Below are 21,172 nucleotides of genomic sequence, written 5' to 3'. Positions count from 1 at the left end.
GACGGGGTCAGTCCGTCGAGTCGGAGAACCAGACGAGGGCGGGCGTGGCCCCGTCGTCCTCGTTCGCAGTGGCGGGGCGGAGCCCGAGGTCCTGCGCGGAGGCGGCGAGCACACCGGCGGGATCGCCGAGGGCCTGTCGCGCGCCGAAGTCGAGTGCGGGGCCCGCGAGGCCGTCTCCGGCCCCCAGGTCGAGCCGGGCCAACGCGTCCGACACCTCGGCGGCGTCGGCGCTCCGGGCCGACCCGACGGCCGTCACCAGCGCCACGACCGCATCGTGACTGCGGGCGTCCGCCACCGACGCCACCGATGCGAAGGACCGGTCACCGGTCAGGTTCTTCGCGTCCGCGTCGTCCGCGAGGACCCGCACGCCGCCGAGGAACGCCGACATGGCACGGCCCTCGGCGTTCGACGACAGGGCGCGGGCGTCGTCCGTCTCGACACCGATGGTGCGGAACGTGCCGCTGAGGCTGCCGCCGGCCTGTGCGAGCGCCGCTGCGAAGGCGGGGCTGGTGGCCTCGGGGGTCAGGACGACAGGTGCGGTGACGTTCGCCTCCTGGAGCGCTGCGACGAGGGCGCCCTGTCGACCGGCCGGACCGCTGACGACCACCGCGTCGGAGTCCGCGGCTGTCTGCTCGGGAGCGTCCTGCGCGCTGTCGTCCTGCTCGTCCCGCGCCGTGGCGTCGGTCGATCCCGCCGCTGCGCCGGTGCGCTGGGCGATCGTCGTCGCGAGCGCGCTCAGGTCCGGCGCTCGCGTGGCGTCGAGGACGTGGGCGAACCGGACACCGGACGGCGCTCCGCCACCGAGGTCCACGAGCAGGGGCGAAGCGGCGTCGCCGAGCGCGTCCTGCATCGCCGATGCGACGGACTCCGTCGAGGGCGCGGTCGACCAGGCGTCGTCCCCGCCGGTCGCGTACGGCGCGACGACGGGGATGCCGGCGTCGGCGGCCGCAGCGAAGGCACCGCGGACGTGCTCACCGGAGGTCGCGACGACGATGCCCGAGACCCCGTCGGACGCGAGGGCCTCGACGGCCTTCCGTGCGCCGTCGGTGGACCCGCCGTCGTTCTCCGTCACGAGCTGCACGTCCGTACCGCCGAGCTCGAGGCGACGCTGCGCGACGAGGGCGCCCTGCGCGGCGTCGTCCCACTGGGCACCCTCGCCGTCACCGAGGGTGACCACGACGCCGATCTTCGTGCCGTCGGGGACGTGGGCGACGCTGATCGGCACCGGGGCCGTCGCGGAGACCGCCTCGGCGGGGGTGGACGCGGAGACGCGGACCGCGACCACCGCGGTGACGACGGCGGCGACCACGAGGACGGCGATCGCGACGATGACCGCGGTGCGGCGGCGCTTCCGGGTCCGCGCCGCGTCGGCTGCATCCGGGTGGTCGGTGCCCTGCTCGTCGACGGTCGGCTCGGTCGACTGGTCCTGCACGTGGCTCATCGCTCGGCTCCGATCCGGAAGGCGTAGAGCGTCGTCGACGTGGCGCTGGACGGCACGTCGAGACGGAAGGCGGGGAGCTTCGCGGCGCGGTCGAGCGAGGCGCGGAGCTGCTCCTGCTGCAGGAGGATGCCGGCGACGTCCTCGGCTCGGACGTTGGCGTAGCCCGAGGCGTTCTGCGACGCGAGGGCGAGCTGGTAGTCGGCGGAGTCGGACTTCGCCGCGCTCGTGGCCATCGCACCGAGGATGCCGGAGCCGTTGACCTTGCGGTCGCCGAGGTCGAGCATCACGCGGTTGAGGTCACCGGTCAGGAGCGTGCTCGCGCCCTCGACGTCGCGGACCGAGGCGCTGGTGCTCGCGTCGATGCGCTGGAGGCTCGCCACGGTCTGCTCGTCCACCGCCGAGGCGAGACCGCTGCTCTGTTCCTGCAGCGCGCCCTTCTGCTCGTCGATGGTGCCCTTCGAGTCGGTCGTGACCTCGCCCGAGGTGGTGCGGAGACCAGCGATCGACTTGTCGAACGCGTCGACGACGGCCTTCCGGCTGGTGCCAGCGGTCTCGCTCACCTTGCGGACCTGGTCGTCGATCAGTGCCTGCACCTGCTTGCCAGAGTCGTCCGAAGCCTTCTGGAAGGCCTCGCGCACCGCGTCCTGCAGCTCCTTCTGCTGGTCACGCACCTGCTGGAGCTGGCCGGTGACGACCGTGCCCGACTCCTCCGCTTCCTCGAGGAGACCCTTGAGCTGCTGCACCGATCCCGCGACCGAGCCGCCGTCCTGCTGCACCGCGGAGCGCACCTCCTGGACGCCCTGTCGCAATGCACCCACGGCGGTGGCGAGCTCGTTCAGGGCCGAACCGACACCGGTCGTCGACCGCGGGTCCGTCTCGGCGATGAGCGCATCCCACGCCGTGGCCTGCTCGTCGAGGCGCTGGTCCATCGGCGTCGTGAAGCCGAAGCCGGGCCGGAGGGTCGTCCCCTCGGGCTGGTCCGTCCCGGGGCACGGCGTCGCGGTGAGGTACCCGCGGAGCGCATCCACCTCGTCCTGGTCGAGTTGCTCCGAGCTGAACAGCCCCGGACGGGCGAGCTCGCACAACCGGTCAGCGAGCGCCCGGTTCTGCGCCTGCATCGAGCGGTCGAACCGGGAATCGAGTTCGCCGAGCTCACTCCGCGAGGACTGTGCGCGGCTCCGGACGTTCGCGACGGCCTCCTGCACCGGGCGCACCGACTGTTCGGTGGTCGTGACGAGGCCGTCCAGTTCGGTCAGGGCCTGCTCGACGGCACCGTCCTGGTCGCTGCCGAGGGCGTCGAGCCTGCCGGCGATCTCCTGCAGTTGCGCGTTCAGTGCGTCGGACTGCTCGATCGCGGTGTCCGCGAGGTTCGGGTCCAGCCCGTCCGCGAGCTGCCGTCCCTTGCTGACCAGGCCGATCAGCGAGGTGTTGACCGCAGCGGACGATTCCCAGAGCGCGCAGGTCAACGAACCACGGGCCTCCTGGGCGGCGCAGGCCGCAGCGTCCGGCGACGCCGGACCCACCGACGTCGCGAGCTGCGCGCTCACCTGCTGCTTGCACGCCTCGCTCGCGTCGGCGTAGCCCTCGAGCTGCGCGGACACGCGCAGCAGGTTCCCGTAGACGCTCGAGCCCGCCGCACCGGTCTGCGGGACGGCCTTGCAGCCTTCACCGTCCAACACCGGCTCCGGCGCCGTCGCCGAGGTGTCGCCGAGCAACGCATCGAGGCTGCCCGTCGTCTGCTGCAGCTGCTGCAGCACCGTGGACTGGGTCGCCTGCACGATCGAGCCGAGGTCCCCGTTCAGCGAACCGAGCTCGCCCGACAGCGACTGCATCGTGCTCGCCAGCGACGCGCTGCTCTCCTGCAGCCGCTCAGCCGTCCGCACACCGAGGGTCTCGGACGTCGACTCGAGGTTCGTGCGGACCTCGGTGATGGTCCCGCCGGCTCGTGCGAGGACCTCGTTGACCCGCGCGATGAGGTCGATCGTCCGGCGCTGCAGGGCGAGCTCGGAGTCCGTCTCGGACCCGAACGCCCCGTTCATCACGCCGCTGGTCGACAGGTCGGTCGTCAGCCCGGGCTGCGCCGCGACGTCGATCGCGGGCGCGGAGAAGTCGCTAACGTCGGCGACGAGGTGCAGCGTGCTGCTCGCACCCGAGGTCGGCGGCGCCAGCAGACGACCCCACTGGACGACGGCGTCGCCGGAGGCGTTCGTGCTCACGACCCCGTCGGTGGACGCGCCACCGTCGACGGACTCGGTCACGATGCGGTCCGGCGCGACCCCGTCGAGCACCGTCGACGCGGCGACACTGAACGGCGCACCGACCAGGGCCGGCGTGGAACGGGAGGCCCCGGCGACGTCGTACGACAGGTTCTGCGACCGGACCGTGAGGTTCTCGACGGTGACGTCGATCTCGACGCGACCGGAGTACCCGTCGAGGTCGGCGAGGTCGGTCCCGGAGCGCTTGTCGGTCGTGTACTGGGTGGTGATCCGGAGCGGCAGGTCCCCCGCCGCCTTCGTCACGTCGTGGTCGACGGTCTTCGAGGACGAGCGCTCACCGGCTACCGAGATCGTCGTGTCCGAGATCGCGTTCACCGCGCCGTTCGTGGCCAGCGTCGTGTCCACGGTCTGCAGCACGCGCGACGGACTCGTCACCTGGTCCTGGTCGGCGGTGCACCCCGAGAGCACCAGCGCGAGTGCACCCGTGACGGCCACCACTCCCGCGATGCGGCTCCCTTGCCGAGTCCCGGTTCCCCCGGCGCGCGTCAACATCACGATCGTCCCCCTCAAGAATCGACTGCGTGCTCGATCCTAACCGCTGAAATACCGTGAGGTTCCGTCCTCCACAGGCGGCGACCACCCCCGTTCGAGCCACAGCACCGCGACATACGAACTTGCAGACACTTCCGGAATTGATACTCTGCACAATGCACAGTGGGGGGTCCGCGAACGTCATCGGCGATCGGGGATGCATGATCGAGTGGCCGATCGTTCCGGACGTGGAGGTCGGCCACTCGGTCCACGGGCCGCAGCACGAGGGGGACGACACATGTGGATCACGATCACGTCCGTGGGGATCGCGATGATCGCGGCGTTCGTCATCACGAGGTCGGTGACAGCCGCGACCAAGCACAGCGACCGCCGACGTCGTGAGCGTGGGGAGTCGCTGCCCAACGCGGACGGCGCGCTCGTCACGGTGCGCCTGCGGACCTTCCAGTGGGTCCTCATCCGCGTGGTCGCCATCGTCTTCGTCGTGGTCGGAGCCCTGCTGGCACTCGGCGCCGCCACGACGATCTCGACCGGCATCGAGCCCAGCTTCGTCATCGTGGCGGTCGTCCTCCTGCTGGCCGGCATCGGCGGCATCGTGCTGTCCCGCTCGATGCGCCGGACTCGGGTGCTCGCGATGGAGGACCACCTGCTGGTCCGCCAGGGCCTCCACCAGGAGCGTCGCGTCGACCTGGCCGAGATCGCGGCGGTGCTGCCGATCGCGAACCAGTACGGCGGCCTGCAGGCACGTGACGCGACCGGGAAGCGCCTCTTCCACGTCATAGGCCTGGCCCGCGGCTACGCGGGGCTCGAGGCGTACCTGCAGGAGCGCGTCGTCCGTCCCCGTGCAGTGGCCCCCGCAGCGCTCGGACCGGACGGCATCGCGATCCCGCCCTGGCGGGGTGCCGCGTGCAGCGCCGACTGGACCACCGTCCCACTCGGCCCCGGCGGTCGCCCACGCCCGGTCATCCGACTGTTCGTCGGCGGCGACGTCGTCGTGCTGCACCCCGCCGAGGTCCGGGCCCTCATCGACGGCCGGACGGCGGTCGCCGAGTCCGACTCGCAGCCCCTCGCGTTCCTCGCCAGCCCTGCGCTCGTCGACCCGACCTCGCTCGCGGATCGACAGTTGGCCGGCCTGCCACCGGAGAGCCTCGCACTCCTGTACGACGCGCAGGACTCCCCGGCAGTCGTCCTCCGTGACAGCGATGCCATCACGTTCCGCGCGTGGGTGAGCGGGCTCCCGCGCTGACCGTCGGACGCTGATCACCGCGGCCCGGCCTGGAGGCGCGGTGCAGCCCGTCCTCGCGACCCGCCCCGCGGGGTCAGTCGCCTTGCTCCGTCGCCTGCTGCTCCGGTGACAGTTGCGTGATCACTCGGCCGGCGTGCCTGACTCACGGTGCGCTCGCGCGACGCTCGGCGGGATTGCGCTCGTCGCGTTGGTGCTCCGCTGGATCGTGCTCGGCGGGATGGGTCCAGCGCGGTGGGCTGACTCGACGCCCCCGGCCAGACGTCGCGCCCGTCGTCGAGCGGAGCGCACCTGTCGCCGGGCCTTTGCCCATCGCCGCGTGTGCCTGGTGCGGATCCTCTGTGTGACGCCCACGACCGTCTGCACCGCGAGGAGCGGTGCCCCCACGGCCAGCAGCGGCAGTGCGGTGAACGCGTAGCTGCGACCGTCGTCGACGTTCCGGGCGAACATCCGGTGCAGCTCCGTGGATCGGACTCCGGCGGTCGTCGGATCGTCCGGGTCGACCATGATCGGCAGGCGCTGCCCGACACGGTAGAAGTCGGGATCGCTCGAGACCGTGTACTCGTCGAGCGTCGTCTCGTACTCAACGCCATCGAACCGTTGCCGCGTCACCGGCGTGTACTCGGTGTGCCCTCGCCCCTTGTACCCGGTGAAGTGCACACGTTCGACGTGCACGACCTCACCCGTGACGACCACACCGGTCCGACGGAGCGCATCGTCGTAGCGCAGCGCTTGATCACCCTCGCCGTGCAGGAGCGCCCCCATCGCGGCGACGCAGAACGCACCGATGCACAGCATGATCGGCCCGGCTTCACGCAGCCATTCCCCGCCTGCTGTGCGCAGCCCGCGGCCCGCCGTCTCCTTGCGCCGCCGCGCCCCGACGTTGGGGAACAGCACCCGAGCGAGGAAGGCGCCCGCGAGCACCGCGGGCAGCCACCCGTACTGCAGCGGCCCCCAGTCCGACGCCTGGTCGACGAGGACGCCGAGCACGACGAAGCTCCCGAGGAACAGCACCGTCGGCACAAGGCATCCCGCTGCGCCGACGCGGACGAGCGCTGCGCCGTAGCCGAATCCGAGGACGGTGACGACGGCGAACGCCCAGCCCTGGACGCCGAAGTGCCCGAGCTCGATCAGCCCGCTGCTGGTCAGCGCCACCGCCGCGAGGAGCGCGTGGAAGACCCGGCGTGCAGGAGTCACCCCTCCTCAGTCCTCCCGCTCGGGTTTCAGCAGTCGGCGCTGGTGACCGAGAAGTCGATCGTGCGGTCCGTGCCGTCGAAGACGTACGCGTACCGCATCACGATCGCCTTCGACAGCAGGTCACGCGACTCCTTCTTCTGGCAGACGTTCGACACGACCGACGACTTGAGGTCCGCCGCGGTCAGGCTCGCCGGGTCGACCGACGAGTCGATCGTGTAGGCGTAGTCGAGCTGCGCACCGTCAGCCGTCACGCCGTCCCACCGGGTCACCTCGTCGAGTTCGAGCGGGAAGGTGTAGTTCTCGTTGACCTGCTTCGCCGCCTCGGTGGCGAGGGCCGACGGCGAGGGCTCGGCTGTGGCGTTGAAGAACGCACGAACGCCCAGCGACGCACCCACCGCGGCGATGACAGCGACGACCGGGATGAAGATCCGGAGCGCGACGTTCTTCCCCTTCTTCTGCGGGGTCGGCGGCTGCCAGGCGGGAACGCCCGCGCCCGCACCGGCGTAGGGCTGCTGCTGGTACCCGGGAGCTTGCTGGCCCGGCTGCTGGTAGCCGGGAGCTTGCTGGCCCGGCTGCTGGGAGCCGGGCGCCTGCTGCTCGTTCGGCTGCCCGAAGCCGGGCGCCTGCTGCTGGTTCGGCTGCTGGAAGGCCGGCGTCTGCTGGCCCGGCTGCCCGTTGTTCGGCTGCCAGTCGCCGGGTTGCCCGTTGTTCGGCGTCGTCATGATGGTCCTTCGCGGTCAGCACTCGCGCGCCGAACGTCCCCGAAGTTCCGTGCACCTGCCGCCCCGCGACCGGTCGTCCACGCCCCCTCGAGCGCCGGCGCCCCCTGTGCGCGGTACTCGATATCAGGCGCCAGCAGGGCCGGCGCCTGCATCCAACGTATCAGGCCGGGGTGGCTCCGACCCTGCTCCCGTTCCGGCACGGTCAACTACGTCAGCACCATGGCGATCTCCAGCGTCGAGGCTTCGACGCCTCGCGACGCACCTGTCTATCTGTCAACCTCGATCTTCTTCGGGCAGTGGTGCCGAATCCGATACGATCACCGGGGTCCGGAAGAAGTGCAGCACCGAACGCCACCGGTAGGAAGCAGCGCCCACCGCGAACCGGTGACCAGTGCCTTGCTTGAAGCTCGCAGCCAGACGCTCCTTGTTGGCCTCGTCGACGCCCCGGCGCAGCACGAGTGGTCCACAGTCATCCGTGGCGATTTCGACCTGATCGTACGTGGCCCCGATTCCACGTCCTGACGTCGATCCACCGTAGCGGGAGACGCCGATTCGACGACGCAGGTCACCCAGATGGGGTGCTCCCGGTCGTAGTGCCTGAACACCTCCCCTGCTACCAGGAGCCCAGCGACTCCGAGGACGATCACCCCGAGCATCCCGAAGACGAATCGGTTCCCTCGCTTCGCCCCCGACGCGCGCGCCTCACCTGCGCCTTCCTGACCCGTTCTCTTCTCATCCTCGCTCCCATCCCCGAACCTCTGGCACCGCCCCGAGCACGGACAACGGTGCACGCAGACTCAGCGAGGCCTCACCCAAGGTGATCCGGTACCTCTTGCCCCTCTCGAAGGTCGATGCGACAGCGGCACTGTTCTCATTCGTGATGCGGTCCCGGATCACGAGATGCCCACAGTTGGACGTGTGGAGGTCCACCTGCTCGGTGTACGAACCCACACCACGGCCGGAGTGCGTAGAAACTGCGGAGGCTTTCGCGTTCGAGATCACGCAGTCAAAGGTGACCGGGTGATCTTCGTCGTATGCCGCGATCCATTGCCGCCCGAAGAAGAAGGCCGCCACCGCGAGTAGGACCAGGATTGCCGCCGCGAAGACGAATCGCCCCCTGACGACCGACAGCATGCTCGGTGGAAAGTGGTCACGGTTCAGCCTGCGGTGCGACACGCACCCCTCGCTCTTAATTCGCCATTCCGGCTACCGGACCACTGTCGGTCTCACGAATCGCATGTTCCGCACGACGATCCCTCACGCCGTTCTCCCTCTTCAACCCCGCGATCCACAGGCTCTGCATCGCTGCTCCACCCAGTCTTCATCCCTTCGTCCGCAGCAATTGATCACGGTCCGTGAATCTCACTCGATACTGCCGATCGGCCCGCCGAGTACCCGCGAACTGCCGAAGGTCCGGTCGAGGAACAGCAGCTGAAGGCGCTCAGCTGCCCCCGGCAGGCTCGTAGCCGTACACCACGCGAGCGATGCTGACGGCTTCGAGGAAGCTCCGCAACCTCCAGGACCCTCCGCCGATATCAAATTCGTAACGGCCTCCGCGATCAAGCTCATTTGCTATCTCAGCGCGGTTGACAGTAGTCACGCCGGCGCCGAGAACAAACTCTCCGCAGTTCGTCTTGATGAAGACCTGGTTCGTGGAACTGCCGATCCCCTTCGGCGAACGCGTAGAGCCAACAGCTGACTCCGCACTCGTGACCGTGCAATCAATGGAGATGAGGTGCGACTTGTCATAAGCAACAAGAGCCAACGGCCCTCCGATCAGGAGGGCGAGAGGCCCAAACACGACAAGCGCAAGCACGGCGAACACCTTGACCCGCCTCTGGACCACTCCCCGGCGAGCATCGTTCATCCTTGCACCTCACTCATGTACTCGGGACTCGGCGCCTGCCGCTACGCACTCCGAGCGCCCGGCGTTCTCTGCTCGACCCTCATGTCAGCAGCTCATTTGCCACCCGAAGAAGAGCACCACCGCAAGTAATCTCGTACACTGCCATCTCTCAGCTGACTCCCGGCGCTTGAGACAAGCCTGCACGCGGGCACTCAGAAGCTCTCGCTAATCTAAGCGCTGAACCTCGACCGCCTGGTGCAAGGTTCGAAGCAAATCGCGGAAACGGTACGAAGCGGCACCGACGTGCAACTCGTAACGGCGACCATCCTGAAACTCCGCTGCGATTTGTGAAGCCTTGTTTGCCGACACCCCTCTGCGCATGAACAGGACGCCGCAGTCTGAAGAAGCAAGGCGCACCTGATTGAACGATGCACCAATACCGCGCACAGATCTCGATGATCCGTCACCCGCAGTCGCCGCGATGATGCGGCATTCCACCACGAGCGGGTGAGCGGCGTCATATGCTTTCAGCGTCACCGGCGCGACAAAAATCGCGGTGAATATCAGCACCATCCCGATCAGCCATGAGGAGAAAATGATTCTTCTCGACCGCATCGAGCGCTCTTTCCGCATCAACTCTGACTCCTTGCATCGATGACTCTTGCGCGCCTGGCCGACCCGCGTCAGTGTTTAGGCTTCGTAGAACCGATGACCAGAAGTCGCCGGCATGGGAGCCGTTGACGTCCACCGAGCGGAACATCGTCGTGCCTTCACGGACGTACGTCGCGCGGTAGATGCGCCCAACGCCTTCTGCTCAAGGCTCAGGTCAGCAGCTCCTGCACGTGCGGAGTGCTGCGGGACTTAGGTCGGACTCGTCCCCTTAGAGTTCTCCGCGTAGGAAGCCGGTTCCCCAGAGACGAATACATGGCGACCACGAAAGTCAAACTCTATCTCGCCGCGAGCGCACTGTTCAGCGTTCGCGCGTCCTCGATGAGGGCAACAAAGCGCTCGGACAGCTCGATGTCTGGAGTACCATCGTCCCGGACGAAATATTGGTCAGAAAGGCTCCCCGGCCCCGCCCGAAGGAGTAATGCCACATTCTTGTGAACCTGCAGGACCTGCGGCCCAGGTTCTCGAAGTCCTTCAGCGTACTTCGTCAGCGCTGCGGCAGCCCGCTCTTCAGGCAAAGCGGCTGCTAGATCCGCGAGCCGACTGAGTCGATCGACCAGCGCTTCACGTAGTTCGCCGTCAGAAGATTTCCCACTTATCAACGATGCTCCCATGCTTGTAGGACTCGGGAATGTGCACCTGCGGTGTTCCACCGGCGTACACATGACCATCATCTCCGGTCTGAGGCGCGACCTTACCCTTGTACATCGGTGTGCCGCTGCGGAAACTTGCTGTGTAGCCGTGACTCAGAGGGCTTGTACCGGTTACATTGCCGTCGGCGTCCCGCCAGACTGGCAGGATTGCTTTGTCCTCGCGCACCTGAGCGACACTGGTGGGTGCATCTCGCGACCAGAAGCCGCCAAAGTCTTTTCGAGGCCCGTCAGCGCCTGCTCTGCTCAACAAGGTGTCGCCGTGCGAATATCCGGAGCGGTAGATGCCGTGCGAGAACGTCGCGGCGGTCTCCTTATCGAGCCACTTCGGTCGGTAAGCCGTTGTGCCGCCCGTCAGCGCGCCAACTGTCGCTTGGCTCCCGATTGACTCAGCCAGACCCGCGACCGTGTGAGGACCCGGAGACATCGAATAAGCCGCCGCCCCGTTGACACCACCTTCGACGGCGCCTTCTGCAGCACCGCGCAGGGCCCGCGCTGCGAGGTTCGTGCCCATCTTCGCAGCGATCACTCCGCCAGTAGCCGCACCGGCGCCGCCGGTCAGCGTCCCAACCGCGGCCTGCACCCCCACCTCGCGCCAATCGACGGACCCCTTTGTCGCCTTCTGGGATGCCGCAGAGATTCCACCGCTCATGAGGCCGCCCGCCAGAGCCATGACGGCGACTCCAGCTGGTCCGCCTACGCCGGTGGCCATAAGCGCAAGACCACCGACTATCGCCACGCCCGCGACCACGTACTCCCAATTGTCACCCCACCAGCTCTTCACCGCACCAAACGCGCCCTGGTTCGCATCCCGGTACGCCGCCAGGTCCTGGTCCGTCGCCGGTCGGAGCCCCAGGGGGTCGATCGCGTGCATCGGGTCGTTCCCGGCGTACGAGTACGGGTTCGCCGACCACGCCGCTCCGAGCACGGGCGCCAACGGGTCCGTCGACAGGAAGCCCCGCGCTGCCGGGTCGTACACGCGCGCCCCGAGCCACTCCAGCCCGGCGACCGACAGCCCGCCGTCAGCGGTGAGCGTGACACCAGAGGGCAGCGCCGGCCCCTCGACCGATGCGAGCACCGCCCACGGGTCTGAGGAGTCCGTGGAACGCGCACTCCGCCAGCCGGCCGTCGACCAAGCGTCGCCCACGGCGACCGCACCGCCCGGCAGGTCGAGCACGCTCTCCCCGCCGATCGACACCAACGCCGGCAGCGACGCAGCGGAGTCCCACCACACCTCGGCACCGCCGACCTCGGCGAACTCCCCGAGCACGTCGGTCCACATCTCGACCCGACCGGTCTCACCGTACGAGCGGTCCCGCGACACGACGCCGGTCAGGGACCCGAGATCGGACCACGCGTACTCGGTGGTTGACCCGTCGGCGAGAGTACGACGGATTCGCCGACCGAGCCCGTCGTATCGGTACTCCGTCCGCTCCTCGCCTCGGACGGAGGCCACGAGCTGCCCGGCAGCGTCGTACTCAAACGTCGTCTCGGCACCGTCGACGACCTCGCGGAGCAGTCGCCCGCCGTCGCCGTACGCCCACAGGGAGTCGCCCGCGCGGACGAGCTGCCCGGCGTCGTCGTACGCGTACTCGACACGACCGTCCGGGCCGTCGATCGCGACGATCCGCCCCTGGTCGTCGCGATCGATGCGCGTCACCATCGCGCCCTCGGGCGTCGTGGACGTGTGCGCGACCAGGGCGCCGCGCTCGTACGACCACGACTGCACGACGTCGCCGGTCGCCGCCTGGACGATCCGCGCGGCAGGGTCGTAGGCGAAGGTCGCGGCAGCAAGACCCTGTCGCTCGACGGCGACGGCGCGGCCCACTGCATCACGGCGCCACTCGACCCGTGCGCCCGTCGGGTCGATCCGCGCGGTCCGGTTGCCGTCGGCGTCGTACTCCCACCGCACGGAACGCCCACCGCGGCTCCGTCGGACGAGGAGCCCGCGGCGGTCGTACTCGAGCTCGTGGTCGACCGCCCGACCCGCACCACGAGTGTGATCCGTGACGACGACGGTGCGGTCGACGGCATCGCGTCGAGTCTCGCTCACCAGCTGCCCGTCGACCAGGACCTTCGTCGAGCGGCCGGCGGCGTCGAAGGTCCAGCTCGTGGACCGCCCCTCTGGGTCGATCTGCTCCACCTGGCGACCGGCGGCGTCGTACCGAGCCGTCGTCTCGCGACCGAGCGGGTCGACGACCGCGACCACGCGGTCCGCTCCGTCGTACCGGCGCCGCGTGACACCGCCGGCGGGGTCCGTGACCTCGATCAACCGGCCCCGCTCGTCATAGGCGAAGCGGGTGGTGCCCCCGAGCCCGTCGACGGCCTCGACCAGCTGCCCCGCGGCGTCGTAGCGGAACCGTCGTCGACCGAAGCGTGCGTCGTGGCTGGAGACGAGCCTCCCGGCCCGGTCGTAGCGGTACCAGCTCGTGCCGGACCCCGCCGTCGTCTGCGCGACCACGCGGCCGACGGCGTCGTAGGTGGTCTCCTCGACCTCGCCGGTGGGCAACGTCCGGGCGACGACGCGGGAGTCCGCGTCGTACGTGAGCGTCGTCCGCGCTCCTGAGGCGTCGACGGCCGCGGACGGCCGCCCGCACGCGTCGTACTCGTAGGTCGAGCGGGCGCCGGACGGGCTGACGATCGCGGTCACCCGACCACTCAGGTCGCGCTCGATGCGCGTCAGGCCGCCTTCGCCGTCGACGAGCTCGACGGGCCGTCCGGCTGCGTCGTACGTCACCAGCTCGGATCCGGTCTCGTCACTCGTCTGCTCGACGGGGCGCCCGAACTCGTCGAACCGGAACGTCGTGGCGGAGAACGCATCGCGCAGGGTCGCGACGCCGGTCGCGACGTCCCGCGCGACCTCCTGCCGCACACCGGTCGGGTCGACGGTGGCGGCGAGGCCGCCGTTGACGTCGTACTCGCGCCGCCACGTCGCGCCCGTCGGGTCGGTGACGGCCTGGAGGCGCGACAACCCGTCGTGCGCGAACGTCCAGACCGCGTCACCCGGCAGGGCGAGCGCGGCGACGTTCCCCTGGTCGTCGAAGGTCCGCGTGACCCGCCGACCCAGGGGGTCGACGGTCGTCGCCAGCTCGCCGTTCGCCGCGTACTCGAAGGTGGTGCGGGCACCGAGCGGGTCGATGACCGCCGCGACCCGCCCACCGGCCGTGTGCTCGTACCGCCAGACGGCTCCGTCAGCGTCGCGGCGCTCGACGAGCAGCCCCGCCGCGTCCCAGCGGTACTCGGTCCGAGCCCCGGACGGGCTGACCGCGGCAATCGGACGACCAGCGGCGTCGCGCTCGATCCGGGCGGTGTTCCCGACCGCGTTCGTGGTCGCCACGAGTTCGCCGAAGTCGTCGTGCTCCAGGTCGAGGACGACCCCGGTCGGGTCGACCACGTGGGTGAGGACGCCGTTCGTCCACGTGAGCTCGGTGCGGCCACCGACCGGATCGACGATGACGGACGGGTCGCGGTCGTCGCCGTGGTACTCGTAGGACACGACCGCGCCGGCCTCGGTGACGACGGTGGTCACGCGGTCCTGGTCGTCGTACCCGTACGTGATGTCACCGCCGGAGGGAGTCACCGTCCGGGTCTTCCGACCGCGGGAGTCGTAGGCGTGGACCGTCACGGAGCCGTCACGCTCGGTGGCCGACACCAGGTTGCCGTACCGGTCGTAGCTCATCGACTGCCGTCGGTCGTCGGAGTCGATGACCCCGACCAGCCGCCCCTTGGCGTCCGCGATGTAGGAGTTCGCGCGCGAGCCGTCGTGGTCGGACACGACTGTGACACGACCGGGCAGGTAGGCGAAGCGCACCGCTCGGCCGTGCGGGCTGACCTGCTCGACCACGCGGCGCTGCTCGTCGTAGGTGTTGTCGACCTCGATGACCCCCGCGGCCGAGGTGACGGTGACGATGAGGTCGTCGTCGTTCCACCCGTAGGAGCGGGTACCGACGGGGTCGGTCACGCTGACGAGCCGCCCGCGGTCGTCGTAGCCGTACTCGACCCGACGGCCGTCGGACGCCCGGAGGACCGCGACGCGCCCGTCGACGTGGTCGATCTCGACCCAGCGGCCGCGTTCGTGCTCGAGCCGGACGACGAGGTCGTCGGCGTCGCGGACGACCCGGACCGCCGACCCGACCCCGCCGCGCTGCCCCGTCCAGAGACCGGACGGGGTGAAGTCGATCCGGACCCCGGCGTTGTCGCGCACGACGAGCAGGTCGCCCTCGGCGGCGAGCCAGCGGTTCTCGCCGACTCCGCGGTCCCAGCCCGCGCCGGAACGCGGGAAGCGGATCTGGCGGCCGTCGGCGCCGACGAACGTCGCACCCTCGTCGTCGAGGAGCAGGCGCGTCTCGAGGATCGACGACCACCCCGGGCCGAAGATGCCGACGTGCTCGTCGAGTGAGTTGTACATGCGGGTGACCTCGAGCGAGGCCGAGGCCCCGGTGAACCCGAGGTCGAGCTCCGGTTCGAGGAAGTTGCCGGTCGTGGTGTTCACCGGGTCCATGGAGAACCCCGTCGTGGGTTGCGCACCGTACGCCGTCGGCGGCTCGAACTGCAGGTCCTGGCGGGTCTCGGAGACACCGGCGGCAGCGAGGGCAGCGGCGAGCGCGGAGTCCGCGACCGTCGAGACGTTGCCCTCGCCGCCGGCTGCGGCGAACGCGTCCGCGACGGTGTCGGCCCAGGTGGCGTCCTGGCCGTTCGCCTGCAGCCACTTGTCGAACGCGTTCACCAGCCCGCCCGCGTCGATGTGACCCCACGAGCAGCGAGCCGCGAACTCGGCGAGCTTGCCGCGCAGCTGCGACGGTTTGCCCTCGAGCGCCTGGTCGAGGGAACGCGTGCCGGTCGCGAACGCACGGAGATCAGCCGGACGCGCTGACGAGGTACCCCCGCCACCACCGCCGCCCGAGCCAGGGGCCGGTGTGTCGCGGGCGGTGCTCGGGCCCTCAGCGGGACGGAACGTCGGAGCGGCCTCGTGGTGGACCTCCGGCGGCTGGGGCGCCCCGTGCCACTGGTCGCCGATCCACTCGAAGAAGTTCCGGTCCTCGTGCTCCTCGTACCAGTCGCGGGCCTTCTTGCGGCGCGCGTTCTCGCGCTCGGCCGCCTCCTTCATCTGCTGCACCCATGTCGCGACGGTCCGCAGGTTGTCGGCGATGGTCCTGCCGTCGTTGTGCGCCTTGTCCGAGTTGCTCGCGAACAGGTCGGAGAAGTGCCCGCGGAACTCCTGCGCCGCGGTGGTCACGTAGGACGTGCGGCTCCCGCTCTGTCCGTCGATGGACTCAGCAGAACCGTTCAGCGCGTGGATCAGCGCATCAGCTGTCGCGTTGTCGAACTCGACGGGCTCGTTGCCGTGCAGGTCGGCCATGGTGCATCCCCCGGATGTGTTGCAGCTCGTTCTGGTCGTTCTCGTGGTGCGGTCGGCCCCCCGACCGCGAACGCCCGGCCCACCGAGACGGTGGACCGGGCGTGGGGTGGGTGCTTACGCGCCGCCACCCGCGGTGAAGATGTCCTGCGAGATCTTGTCGAGCTGCGTGCGGAGCTGCTCGAGCTCGGTCTTCGCCTTGTCCAGCGCCGCCTTCGTCTCGGGCCAGGTGGACCCACGGAAGGTCGACGCGAGCGGGCCGTCCCAGACGTTGGAGTCGGACAGGATGCGCCCCTGGGCGTCGAGCTGCGAGATCTGGTCCGTGAAGCCGCCGTTCACGATGGACTGGATCTGGCGGATGGCGGTCTTCGCCTGCTCGGTGGAAAGGACACGCGACATGGTCAACCTCATTCTCTTCGTACCTGCACCCCCGCGCAGTGGAATCCCCCCGGAGGCCTGAACGCGGCCCACCATACCCGCGCAAGCCCGCCCATGTCACCGTCCGTATATCGTGACGATTGCTTACCCCCGGACGAGGGGCACCTGCGTCCTGGTGGCCGGACAGTCCTGCACACGCCACTCGTTCACCTCCGGTCCACACAGCGTCCACCTGCGCTTCCCCGGGTCGAGGGGGCTGGTGGCAGGATGTCGACATGGACACCGAACCGCAGCTCGACGGCGACTCCGTCGCTCCCGACCTCGACGACTTCGACGAGGTCGTCGAGATCGAGCACGAGTCGCTGCCGTCGGACCGCTACTTCGATCGCGAGCTGAGCTGGCTGCGCTTCAACCAGCGCGTGCTCGAACTGGGCGAGGACCGTACGCAGCCGCTCCTCGAGCGCGCGAACTTCCTGGCGATCTTCGCGTCCAACCTCGACGAGTTCTTCATGGTGCGCGTCGCCGGCCTCAAGCGCCGCATCGACACCGGCATCGCGGTCCCGACCAACGTCGGCCGCGCGCCGAGCGACGTCCTGCGGGACATCGCGGCGAAGGCACACGAGCTGCAGGACCGCCACGCAGCAGCGTTCATCGAGTCCCTCAAGCCGGACCTCGACGCAGCGGGCATCCACGTCGAGCACTGGTCGGACCTCGACGAGGCCGACCGACTCCGCATGCGCGAGTACTTCAACGAGCGCATCTTCCCGGTGCTGATGCCGCTCGCGGTCGACCCGGCGCACCCGTTCCCGTACATCTCCGGCCTGTCGCTCAACCTCGCGGTGCGCGTCAGGAACCCGAAGTCCCAGCGGCAGGAGTTCGCGCGCCTCAAGGTGCCGCAGAACTTCTCGCGCTTCATCGCCCTGCCCGACGACGGCACCGGTCGCCTGCGCTTCATCCCGCTCGAGGACCTCATCGCGAACCACCTGGACGACCTGTTCCCGGGCATGGAGGTCCTCGAGCACCACGTCTTCCGCATCACCCGGAACGAGGACGTCGAGATCGAGGAGGACGAGGCCGAGAACCTCATCCAGGCCCTCGAGCGTGAGCTGCTCCGTCGGCGGTTCGGCCCGCCGATCCGGCTCGAGATCACCGAGGACATGGACCCGGTGACCCTCGACCTGCTCGTGCGTGAGCTCGACATCACCGAGCAGGAGGTCTTCCGACTGCCGTCGCCGCTCGACCTGGGCGGGCTGTTCGAGATCGCGAAGATCGCGCGCCCGGACCTGCACTACCCGCGCCACGTCCCGACGACGCCCGTGCAGTTCCAGCCGGGCGAACCGAACACCAAGCCGGACCTGTTCCGGGCGATCGCCTCGCGGGACGTCCTCGTGCACCACCCGTACGAGTCGTTCGCGACGAGCGTCCAGGCCTTCCTCGAACAGGCCGCGGCCGACCCGAACGTCCTCGCGATCAAGCAGACGCTGTACCGCACCTCCGGCGACAGCCCCATCGTCGAAGCGCTGATCGATGCCGCCGCCGCGGGCAAGCAGGTCCTGGCCCTCGTCGAGATCAAGGCCCGCTTCGACGAGCAGAACAACATCACGTGGGCCCGGAAGCTCGAGAAGGCCGGCGTGCACGTCGTCTACGGCCTGGTGGGGCTGAAGACGCACTCGAAGCTGGTGCTCGTCATCCGGCAGGAGGGCGACACGCTCAAGCACTACAGCCACATCGGGACGGGCAACTACAACCCGAAGACCTCGCGCATCTACGAGGACATGGGCCTGTTCACCTCGGACGACACGGTCGGCAAGGACCTCACCCGACTGTTCAACGAGCTGTCCGGCTACGCGATCGAGAAGAAGTTCAAGCGCCTGCTCGTCGCGCCGCTGCACCTGCGCAAGGGGCTCGTGAAGCGCATCCAGGCCGAGACCGCGAACGCCCGGGCGGGCAAGCCGTCCGGCATCCGGATCAAGGTGAACTCGATGGTCGACGAGCAGGTCATCGACTCGCTCTACCTGGCGAGCCAGGCCGGCGTGCCGGTCGACGTCTGGGTCCGCGGGATCTGCTCCCTGAAGCCCGGCATCGAGGGCGTCAGCGAGACGATCCGTGTCCGGAGCGTCGTCGGTCGGTACCTGGAACACTCGCGAGCGTTCGCCTTCCACAACGACGGCGACCCGGTGGTCTTCATCGGTTCCGCGGACATGATGCACCGCAACCTCGACCGCCGCGTCGAGGCCCTGGTGCGGCTCGCCGACCCGGCGCACGTCGCCGAGGTCCAGGAGATGTTCGACCTGGCGATGGCGGAGACGACGAGCTCGTGGCACCTGGAGTCCGACGGCGAGTGGACGCGCCACTCCACGGACGAGGACGGCCGTCCGCTCGACGACGTGCAGAATGTGCTCATGCGGAAGATCTCGGCCCGGAAGCGCTCGACTCGGTGAGCGGGGGCTCCACGGGGCCGGTCGTCGCCGCGGGCGCGGTCGTCTGGCGCGAGCGGGACGGCGTCCCCCTGGTGCTCCTCGTGCACCGGGACCACCACCAGGACGTCTCCCTGCCGAAGGGCAAGGTCGACCCCGGCGAGAGCATCCCCACGACGGCCGTCCGCGAGATCGACGAGGAGACCGGTTACCGCGTCCACCTCGGCGCCCCGCTCGGGACCGCCGAGTACGTGCTGCCGAGCGGTCGCGACAAGGTCGTCCACTACTGGTCGGCGCGGGTCGGGTCGAAGGAGTACGAGCGCGCCGGGAAGTTCCGCCCGAACGACGAGGTCGCCGCCATCGAGTGGGTGACCGTCGACCAGGCACGCGCCCGGCTCACCTACGAGCGGGACGTCGCGATCCTCGACCGGTTCGCCGAGCGTGCGGCCGCCGGCGAACACCGGACCTTCGCCCTCATCGCGCTGCGGCACGCGAAGACCGTCCCCGGTTCGGACTGGGACGGCCCTGACGCCACGCGGCCGCTCCTGCCCGTCGGCCGTTCTCAGGCGAAGGCCGTCGCAGCGCCCGTCGCCGCCTTCGGGCCGAAGAAGATCGTGAGCAGCACGGCGGCGCGCTGCCTCGCGACGGTGGAACCGCTGTCCGCGCGGACGAAGATCGGCGTCTCGAGCACGACGGACATCAGCCAGGACGCCCACGACCGCGGCGCCGCCGACGTGAAGGGCCTCGTGCAGAAGCGCATCGCGAAGGCGAAGTCGACGGTCCTGTGCTCCCACGGCCCGGTGCTGCCGGACATCATCGCCCGCATCGCCTCGGCCACGGCGGACGACCGACGGCGCTTCGACCTGCGTCGGGTCGCGATGCTGTCGGTCGGGGACTTCGCGGTGCTGCACATCGCGGGCGAGAAGCTCGTCGCGGTCGAGACGCACCGCAACACCGTCCCGGCCTGACCGAGCAAGCAAGCAAGCAAGCAAGCGCACACGCGCGCCACCCAGCGAGCGAGCCGGCCCGCCAGCCATCGCTACCACCTGCTCAGGTGACCGGCGTGACGGGGCTGCGCCGCGCCTCCAGGCCGATGCATCTGCATGAGCCGGAGCAGCGCACAGCATGCCCGATCATGCACCCGCTCGTCCGCCTGCGCACGGAGCCCCGTGGGCGACAACCCCTCGTTCACCTGCCGTTCACCAAGGAGCGTCATCCCCGTCACCTCGCGTCCCTACAGTCGCTCCCGGGTCAGCACCGGCCCGAGGGACCAGCAGCGGTCCCGCCTGCACTGACATTCCCGAAGGGACCCCTGTTGAACATCAAGCGAATCGGTTCGATCGCAGCGATCGCGATCGCCGGCGCCGTCGTGCTCTCCTCCTGCGCGGCGAACGAGAGCGGCAGCGGCGAGTCCGCAGCGCCGACCTCGAGCTCCGGCACCGACTACTCGAAGCTCTCGGGCACGCTGACCGGCTCCGGCTCGTCCGCACAGCAGACCGCCGAGGCCACCTGGGCCGCAGGCTTCCAGAACGTCGCCTCCGGTGTGACGGTCAACTACTCGCCGGACGGCTCCGGCGCCGGCCGCAAGAACTTCATCTCGGGTGCCGCGGACTTCGCCGGCTCCGACGCCGCGCTGAAGGACGAGGAGCTCTCGGGCACCTTCGGCCTCTGCAAGGCCAAGGCCATCGACATCCCGGTCTACATCTCGCCGATCGCCATCGCGTACAAGGTCGACGGCGTCTCCGACCTGACGCTCGACGCGAAGACCATCGCGGGCATCTTCTCGGGCAAGATCACGAAGTGGAACGACCCGCAGATCGCCGCGCTCAACGACGGCGTCGACCTGCCGTCCGCGAACATCACGGTGATCCACCGTTCGGACGACTCGGGCACGACGCAGAACTTCTCGCAGTACGTCTCCGCGAACGCGTCGGACGTCTGGACCGAGGAGCCGAGCCAGACCTTCCCGTACCAGGTCGGCGACTCGGCCAAGGGCACCTCGGGTGTCGCGTCGGCCATGGCCAGCGCCTCGAACGCCATCACCTACATCGACGACTCGGGCGCCGGTGACCTCGACAAGGCCAAGCTCATGGTCGGCGACAAGGCCACCGAGATCTCGGCCGAGGGCGCTGCCAAGGTCGTCGCGGACTCCGAGACGGTCTCCGGCCGCGAGGAGAACGACCTCGCGATCGACATCAACCGCAAGGACACCGCCGAGGGTGCGTGGCCGCTGGTCCTCGTCTCCTACGCGATCGCTTGCCAGGAGTACAAGGACGCCGCGAAGGGTGAGCTCGTGAAGGGCTACCTCGACTACGTCGTCTCGCAGGACGCGCAGGAGTCCGCCGCGAAGGAGGCCAAGTCGGCCGCCCTCTCGTCCGACCTGTCGGAGAAGGCCGCGAAGGCCGTCGCCTCCATCAAGTAAGCCCCGCTGAGCACCCGGACGCCGGTCCCACCCACCCTGACCGGCGTCCGGGTTCTCGCCCGTCCG

14 protein-coding genes are annotated in these 21,172 nt (G+C 69.4%); 5 read left to right on the top strand and 9 right to left on the bottom strand.

What is annotated here, in order from left to right:
• Nucleotides 1-7: 7 nt before the first annotated feature.
• Both QUG93_RS09310 and QUG93_RS09305 read right to left on the bottom strand, forming a co-directional pair.
• Nucleotides 8-1,441 (bottom strand): ABC transporter substrate-binding protein, encoded by a 1,434-nt coding sequence (locus QUG93_RS09310; RefSeq protein WP_289473624.1) that lies wholly within the window; start codon nucleotides 1,439-1,441, stop codon nucleotides 8-10.
• Nucleotides 1,438-4,152 (bottom strand): hypothetical protein, encoded by a 2,715-nt coding sequence (locus tag QUG93_RS09305; RefSeq protein ID WP_289473623.1) that lies wholly within the window; start codon nucleotides 4,150-4,152, stop codon nucleotides 1,438-1,440. The genes QUG93_RS09310 and QUG93_RS09305 overlap by 4 nt, the downstream gene beginning before the upstream one ends.
• 334 nt (nucleotides 4,153-4,486) lie before the next feature.
• Here QUG93_RS09305 and QUG93_RS09300 point away from each other — a divergent pair, with 334 nt between their 5' ends.
• Nucleotides 4,487-5,452: a hypothetical protein gene (locus QUG93_RS09300; RefSeq protein ID WP_289473622.1), complete on the top strand. Its 966-nt coding sequence runs from the start codon at nucleotides 4,487-4,489 to the stop codon at nucleotides 5,450-5,452.
• Nucleotides 5,453-5,572: 120 nt separating this feature from the next.
• Here the strand turns inward: QUG93_RS09300 and QUG93_RS09295 are convergent, their stop codons facing one another.
• Together QUG93_RS09295 and QUG93_RS09290 are read right to left on the bottom strand one after the other, a co-directional pair.
• On the bottom strand, nucleotides 5,573-6,646 hold the full coding sequence (locus tag QUG93_RS09295; protein ID WP_289473621.1) for a DUF3592 domain-containing protein: 1,074 nt from the start codon (nucleotides 6,644-6,646) through the stop codon (nucleotides 5,573-5,575).
• Between the two features lie 26 nt (nucleotides 6,647-6,672).
• The gene (locus QUG93_RS09290; RefSeq protein ID WP_289473620.1) at nucleotides 6,673-7,368 is read right to left on the bottom strand and encodes a hypothetical protein; all 696 of its coding nucleotides are present in this window, start codon (nucleotides 7,366-7,368) and stop codon (nucleotides 6,673-6,675) included.
• A 219-nt stretch (nucleotides 7,369-7,587) separates the two neighbouring features.
• Between QUG93_RS09290 and QUG93_RS09285 the strand changes: the two genes are divergently transcribed.
• The gene (locus tag QUG93_RS09285) at nucleotides 7,588-7,890 is read left to right on the top strand and encodes a hypothetical protein (protein ID WP_289473619.1); all 303 of its coding nucleotides are present in this window, start codon (nucleotides 7,588-7,590) and stop codon (nucleotides 7,888-7,890) included.
• A gap of 210 nt (nucleotides 7,891-8,100) precedes the next feature.
• Here QUG93_RS09285 and QUG93_RS09280 read toward each other — a convergent pair whose 3' ends face one another.
• The 5 genes from QUG93_RS09280 to QUG93_RS09260 form a co-directional block, all read right to left on the bottom strand.
• Nucleotides 8,101-8,502 carry a hypothetical protein gene (locus QUG93_RS09280; protein WP_289473618.1) on the bottom strand — a complete coding sequence of 134 codons (402 nt, stop codon included), beginning with the start codon at nucleotides 8,500-8,502 and terminating at the stop codon, nucleotides 8,101-8,103.
• Nucleotides 8,503-8,809: 307 nt separating this feature from the next.
• Nucleotides 8,810-9,235 carry a hypothetical protein gene (locus QUG93_RS09275; RefSeq protein WP_289473617.1) on the bottom strand — a complete coding sequence of 142 codons (426 nt, stop codon included), beginning with the start codon at nucleotides 9,233-9,235 and terminating at the stop codon, nucleotides 8,810-8,812.
• A 204-nt stretch (nucleotides 9,236-9,439) separates the two neighbouring features.
• Nucleotides 9,440-9,847, bottom strand: a complete 408-nt coding sequence (locus QUG93_RS09270; protein ID WP_289473616.1) for a hypothetical protein — start codon at nucleotides 9,845-9,847, stop codon at nucleotides 9,440-9,442.
• 615 nt (nucleotides 9,848-10,462) lie between these two features.
• On the bottom strand, nucleotides 10,463-15,892 hold the full coding sequence (locus tag QUG93_RS09265) for a DUF6531 domain-containing protein (RefSeq protein WP_289473615.1): 5,430 nt from the start codon (nucleotides 15,890-15,892) through the stop codon (nucleotides 10,463-10,465).
• 114 nt (nucleotides 15,893-16,006) lie between these two features.
• Nucleotides 16,007-16,288 carry a hypothetical protein gene (locus QUG93_RS09260; protein WP_058729289.1) on the bottom strand — a complete coding sequence of 94 codons (282 nt, stop codon included), beginning with the start codon at nucleotides 16,286-16,288 and terminating at the stop codon, nucleotides 16,007-16,009.
• A 254-nt stretch (nucleotides 16,289-16,542) separates the two neighbouring features.
• Between QUG93_RS09260 and QUG93_RS09255 the strand changes: the two genes are divergently transcribed.
• The 3 genes from QUG93_RS09255 to pstS all read left to right on the top strand — a co-directional run bounded on the left by QUG93_RS09255 (nucleotide 16,543) and on the right by pstS (nucleotide 21,106).
• A complete protein-coding gene (locus QUG93_RS09255) occupies nucleotides 16,543-18,708 on the top strand; it encodes an RNA degradosome polyphosphate kinase (RefSeq protein WP_289473614.1) in 2,166 nt (721 codons plus the stop codon).
• A complete protein-coding gene (locus QUG93_RS09250; protein ID WP_289473613.1) occupies nucleotides 18,705-19,652 on the top strand; it encodes an NUDIX hydrolase in 948 nt (315 codons plus the stop codon). Before QUG93_RS09255 ends, QUG93_RS09250 begins: the two co-directional genes overlap by 4 nt.
• Before the next feature lie 347 nt (nucleotides 19,653-19,999).
• Entirely contained in the window at nucleotides 20,000-21,106 is a 1,107-nt protein-coding gene (gene pstS / locus QUG93_RS09245) for a phosphate ABC transporter substrate-binding protein PstS (protein WP_289473612.1), read from the top strand.
• Nucleotides 21,107-21,172 lie beyond the last annotated feature (66 nt).

It is taken from the genome of Curtobacterium caseinilyticum, assembly GCF_030363035.1.
GTDB classification, from domain to species: Bacteria; Actinomycetota; Actinomycetes; order Actinomycetales; family Microbacteriaceae; genus Curtobacterium; species Curtobacterium caseinilyticum.
The sequence above is the reverse complement of the archived record's forward strand: the minus strand, read 5'-3'. Positions and strand labels throughout refer to the sequence as shown.

Bases quoted from the DNA above. Each gene is read 5' to 3' on its own strand.
- QUG93_RS09260 (WP_058729289.1), bottom strand. From the start codon at position 16,288: ATGTCGCGTGTCCTTTCCACCGAGCAGGCGAAGACCGCCATCCGCCAG.
- QUG93_RS09270 (WP_289473616.1), bottom strand. From the start codon at position 9,847: ATGCGGAAAGAGCGCTCGATGCGGTCGAGAAGAATCATTTTCTCCTCA.
- QUG93_RS09265 (WP_289473615.1), bottom strand. From the start codon at position 15,892: ATGGCCGACCTGCACGGCAACGAGCCCGTCGAGTTCGACAACGCGACA.
- QUG93_RS09275 (WP_289473617.1), bottom strand. From the start codon at position 9,235: ATGAACGATGCTCGCCGGGGAGTGGTCCAGAGGCGGGTCAAGGTGTTC.
- QUG93_RS09290 (WP_289473620.1), bottom strand. From the start codon at position 7,368: ATGACGACGCCGAACAACGGGCAACCCGGCGACTGGCAGCCGAACAAC.
- QUG93_RS09285 (WP_289473619.1), top strand. From the start codon at position 7,588: ATGGCGATCTCCAGCGTCGAGGCTTCGACGCCTCGCGACGCACCTGTC.
- QUG93_RS09310 (WP_289473624.1), bottom strand. From the start codon at position 1,441: ATGAGCCACGTGCAGGACCAGTCGACCGAGCCGACCGTCGACGAGCAG.
- QUG93_RS09255 (WP_289473614.1), top strand. From the start codon at position 16,543: ATGGACACCGAACCGCAGCTCGACGGCGACTCCGTCGCTCCCGACCTC.
- QUG93_RS09300 (WP_289473622.1), top strand. From the start codon at position 4,487: ATGTGGATCACGATCACGTCCGTGGGGATCGCGATGATCGCGGCGTTC.
- QUG93_RS09280 (WP_289473618.1), bottom strand. From the start codon at position 8,502: ATGCTGTCGGTCGTCAGGGGGCGATTCGTCTTCGCGGCGGCAATCCTG.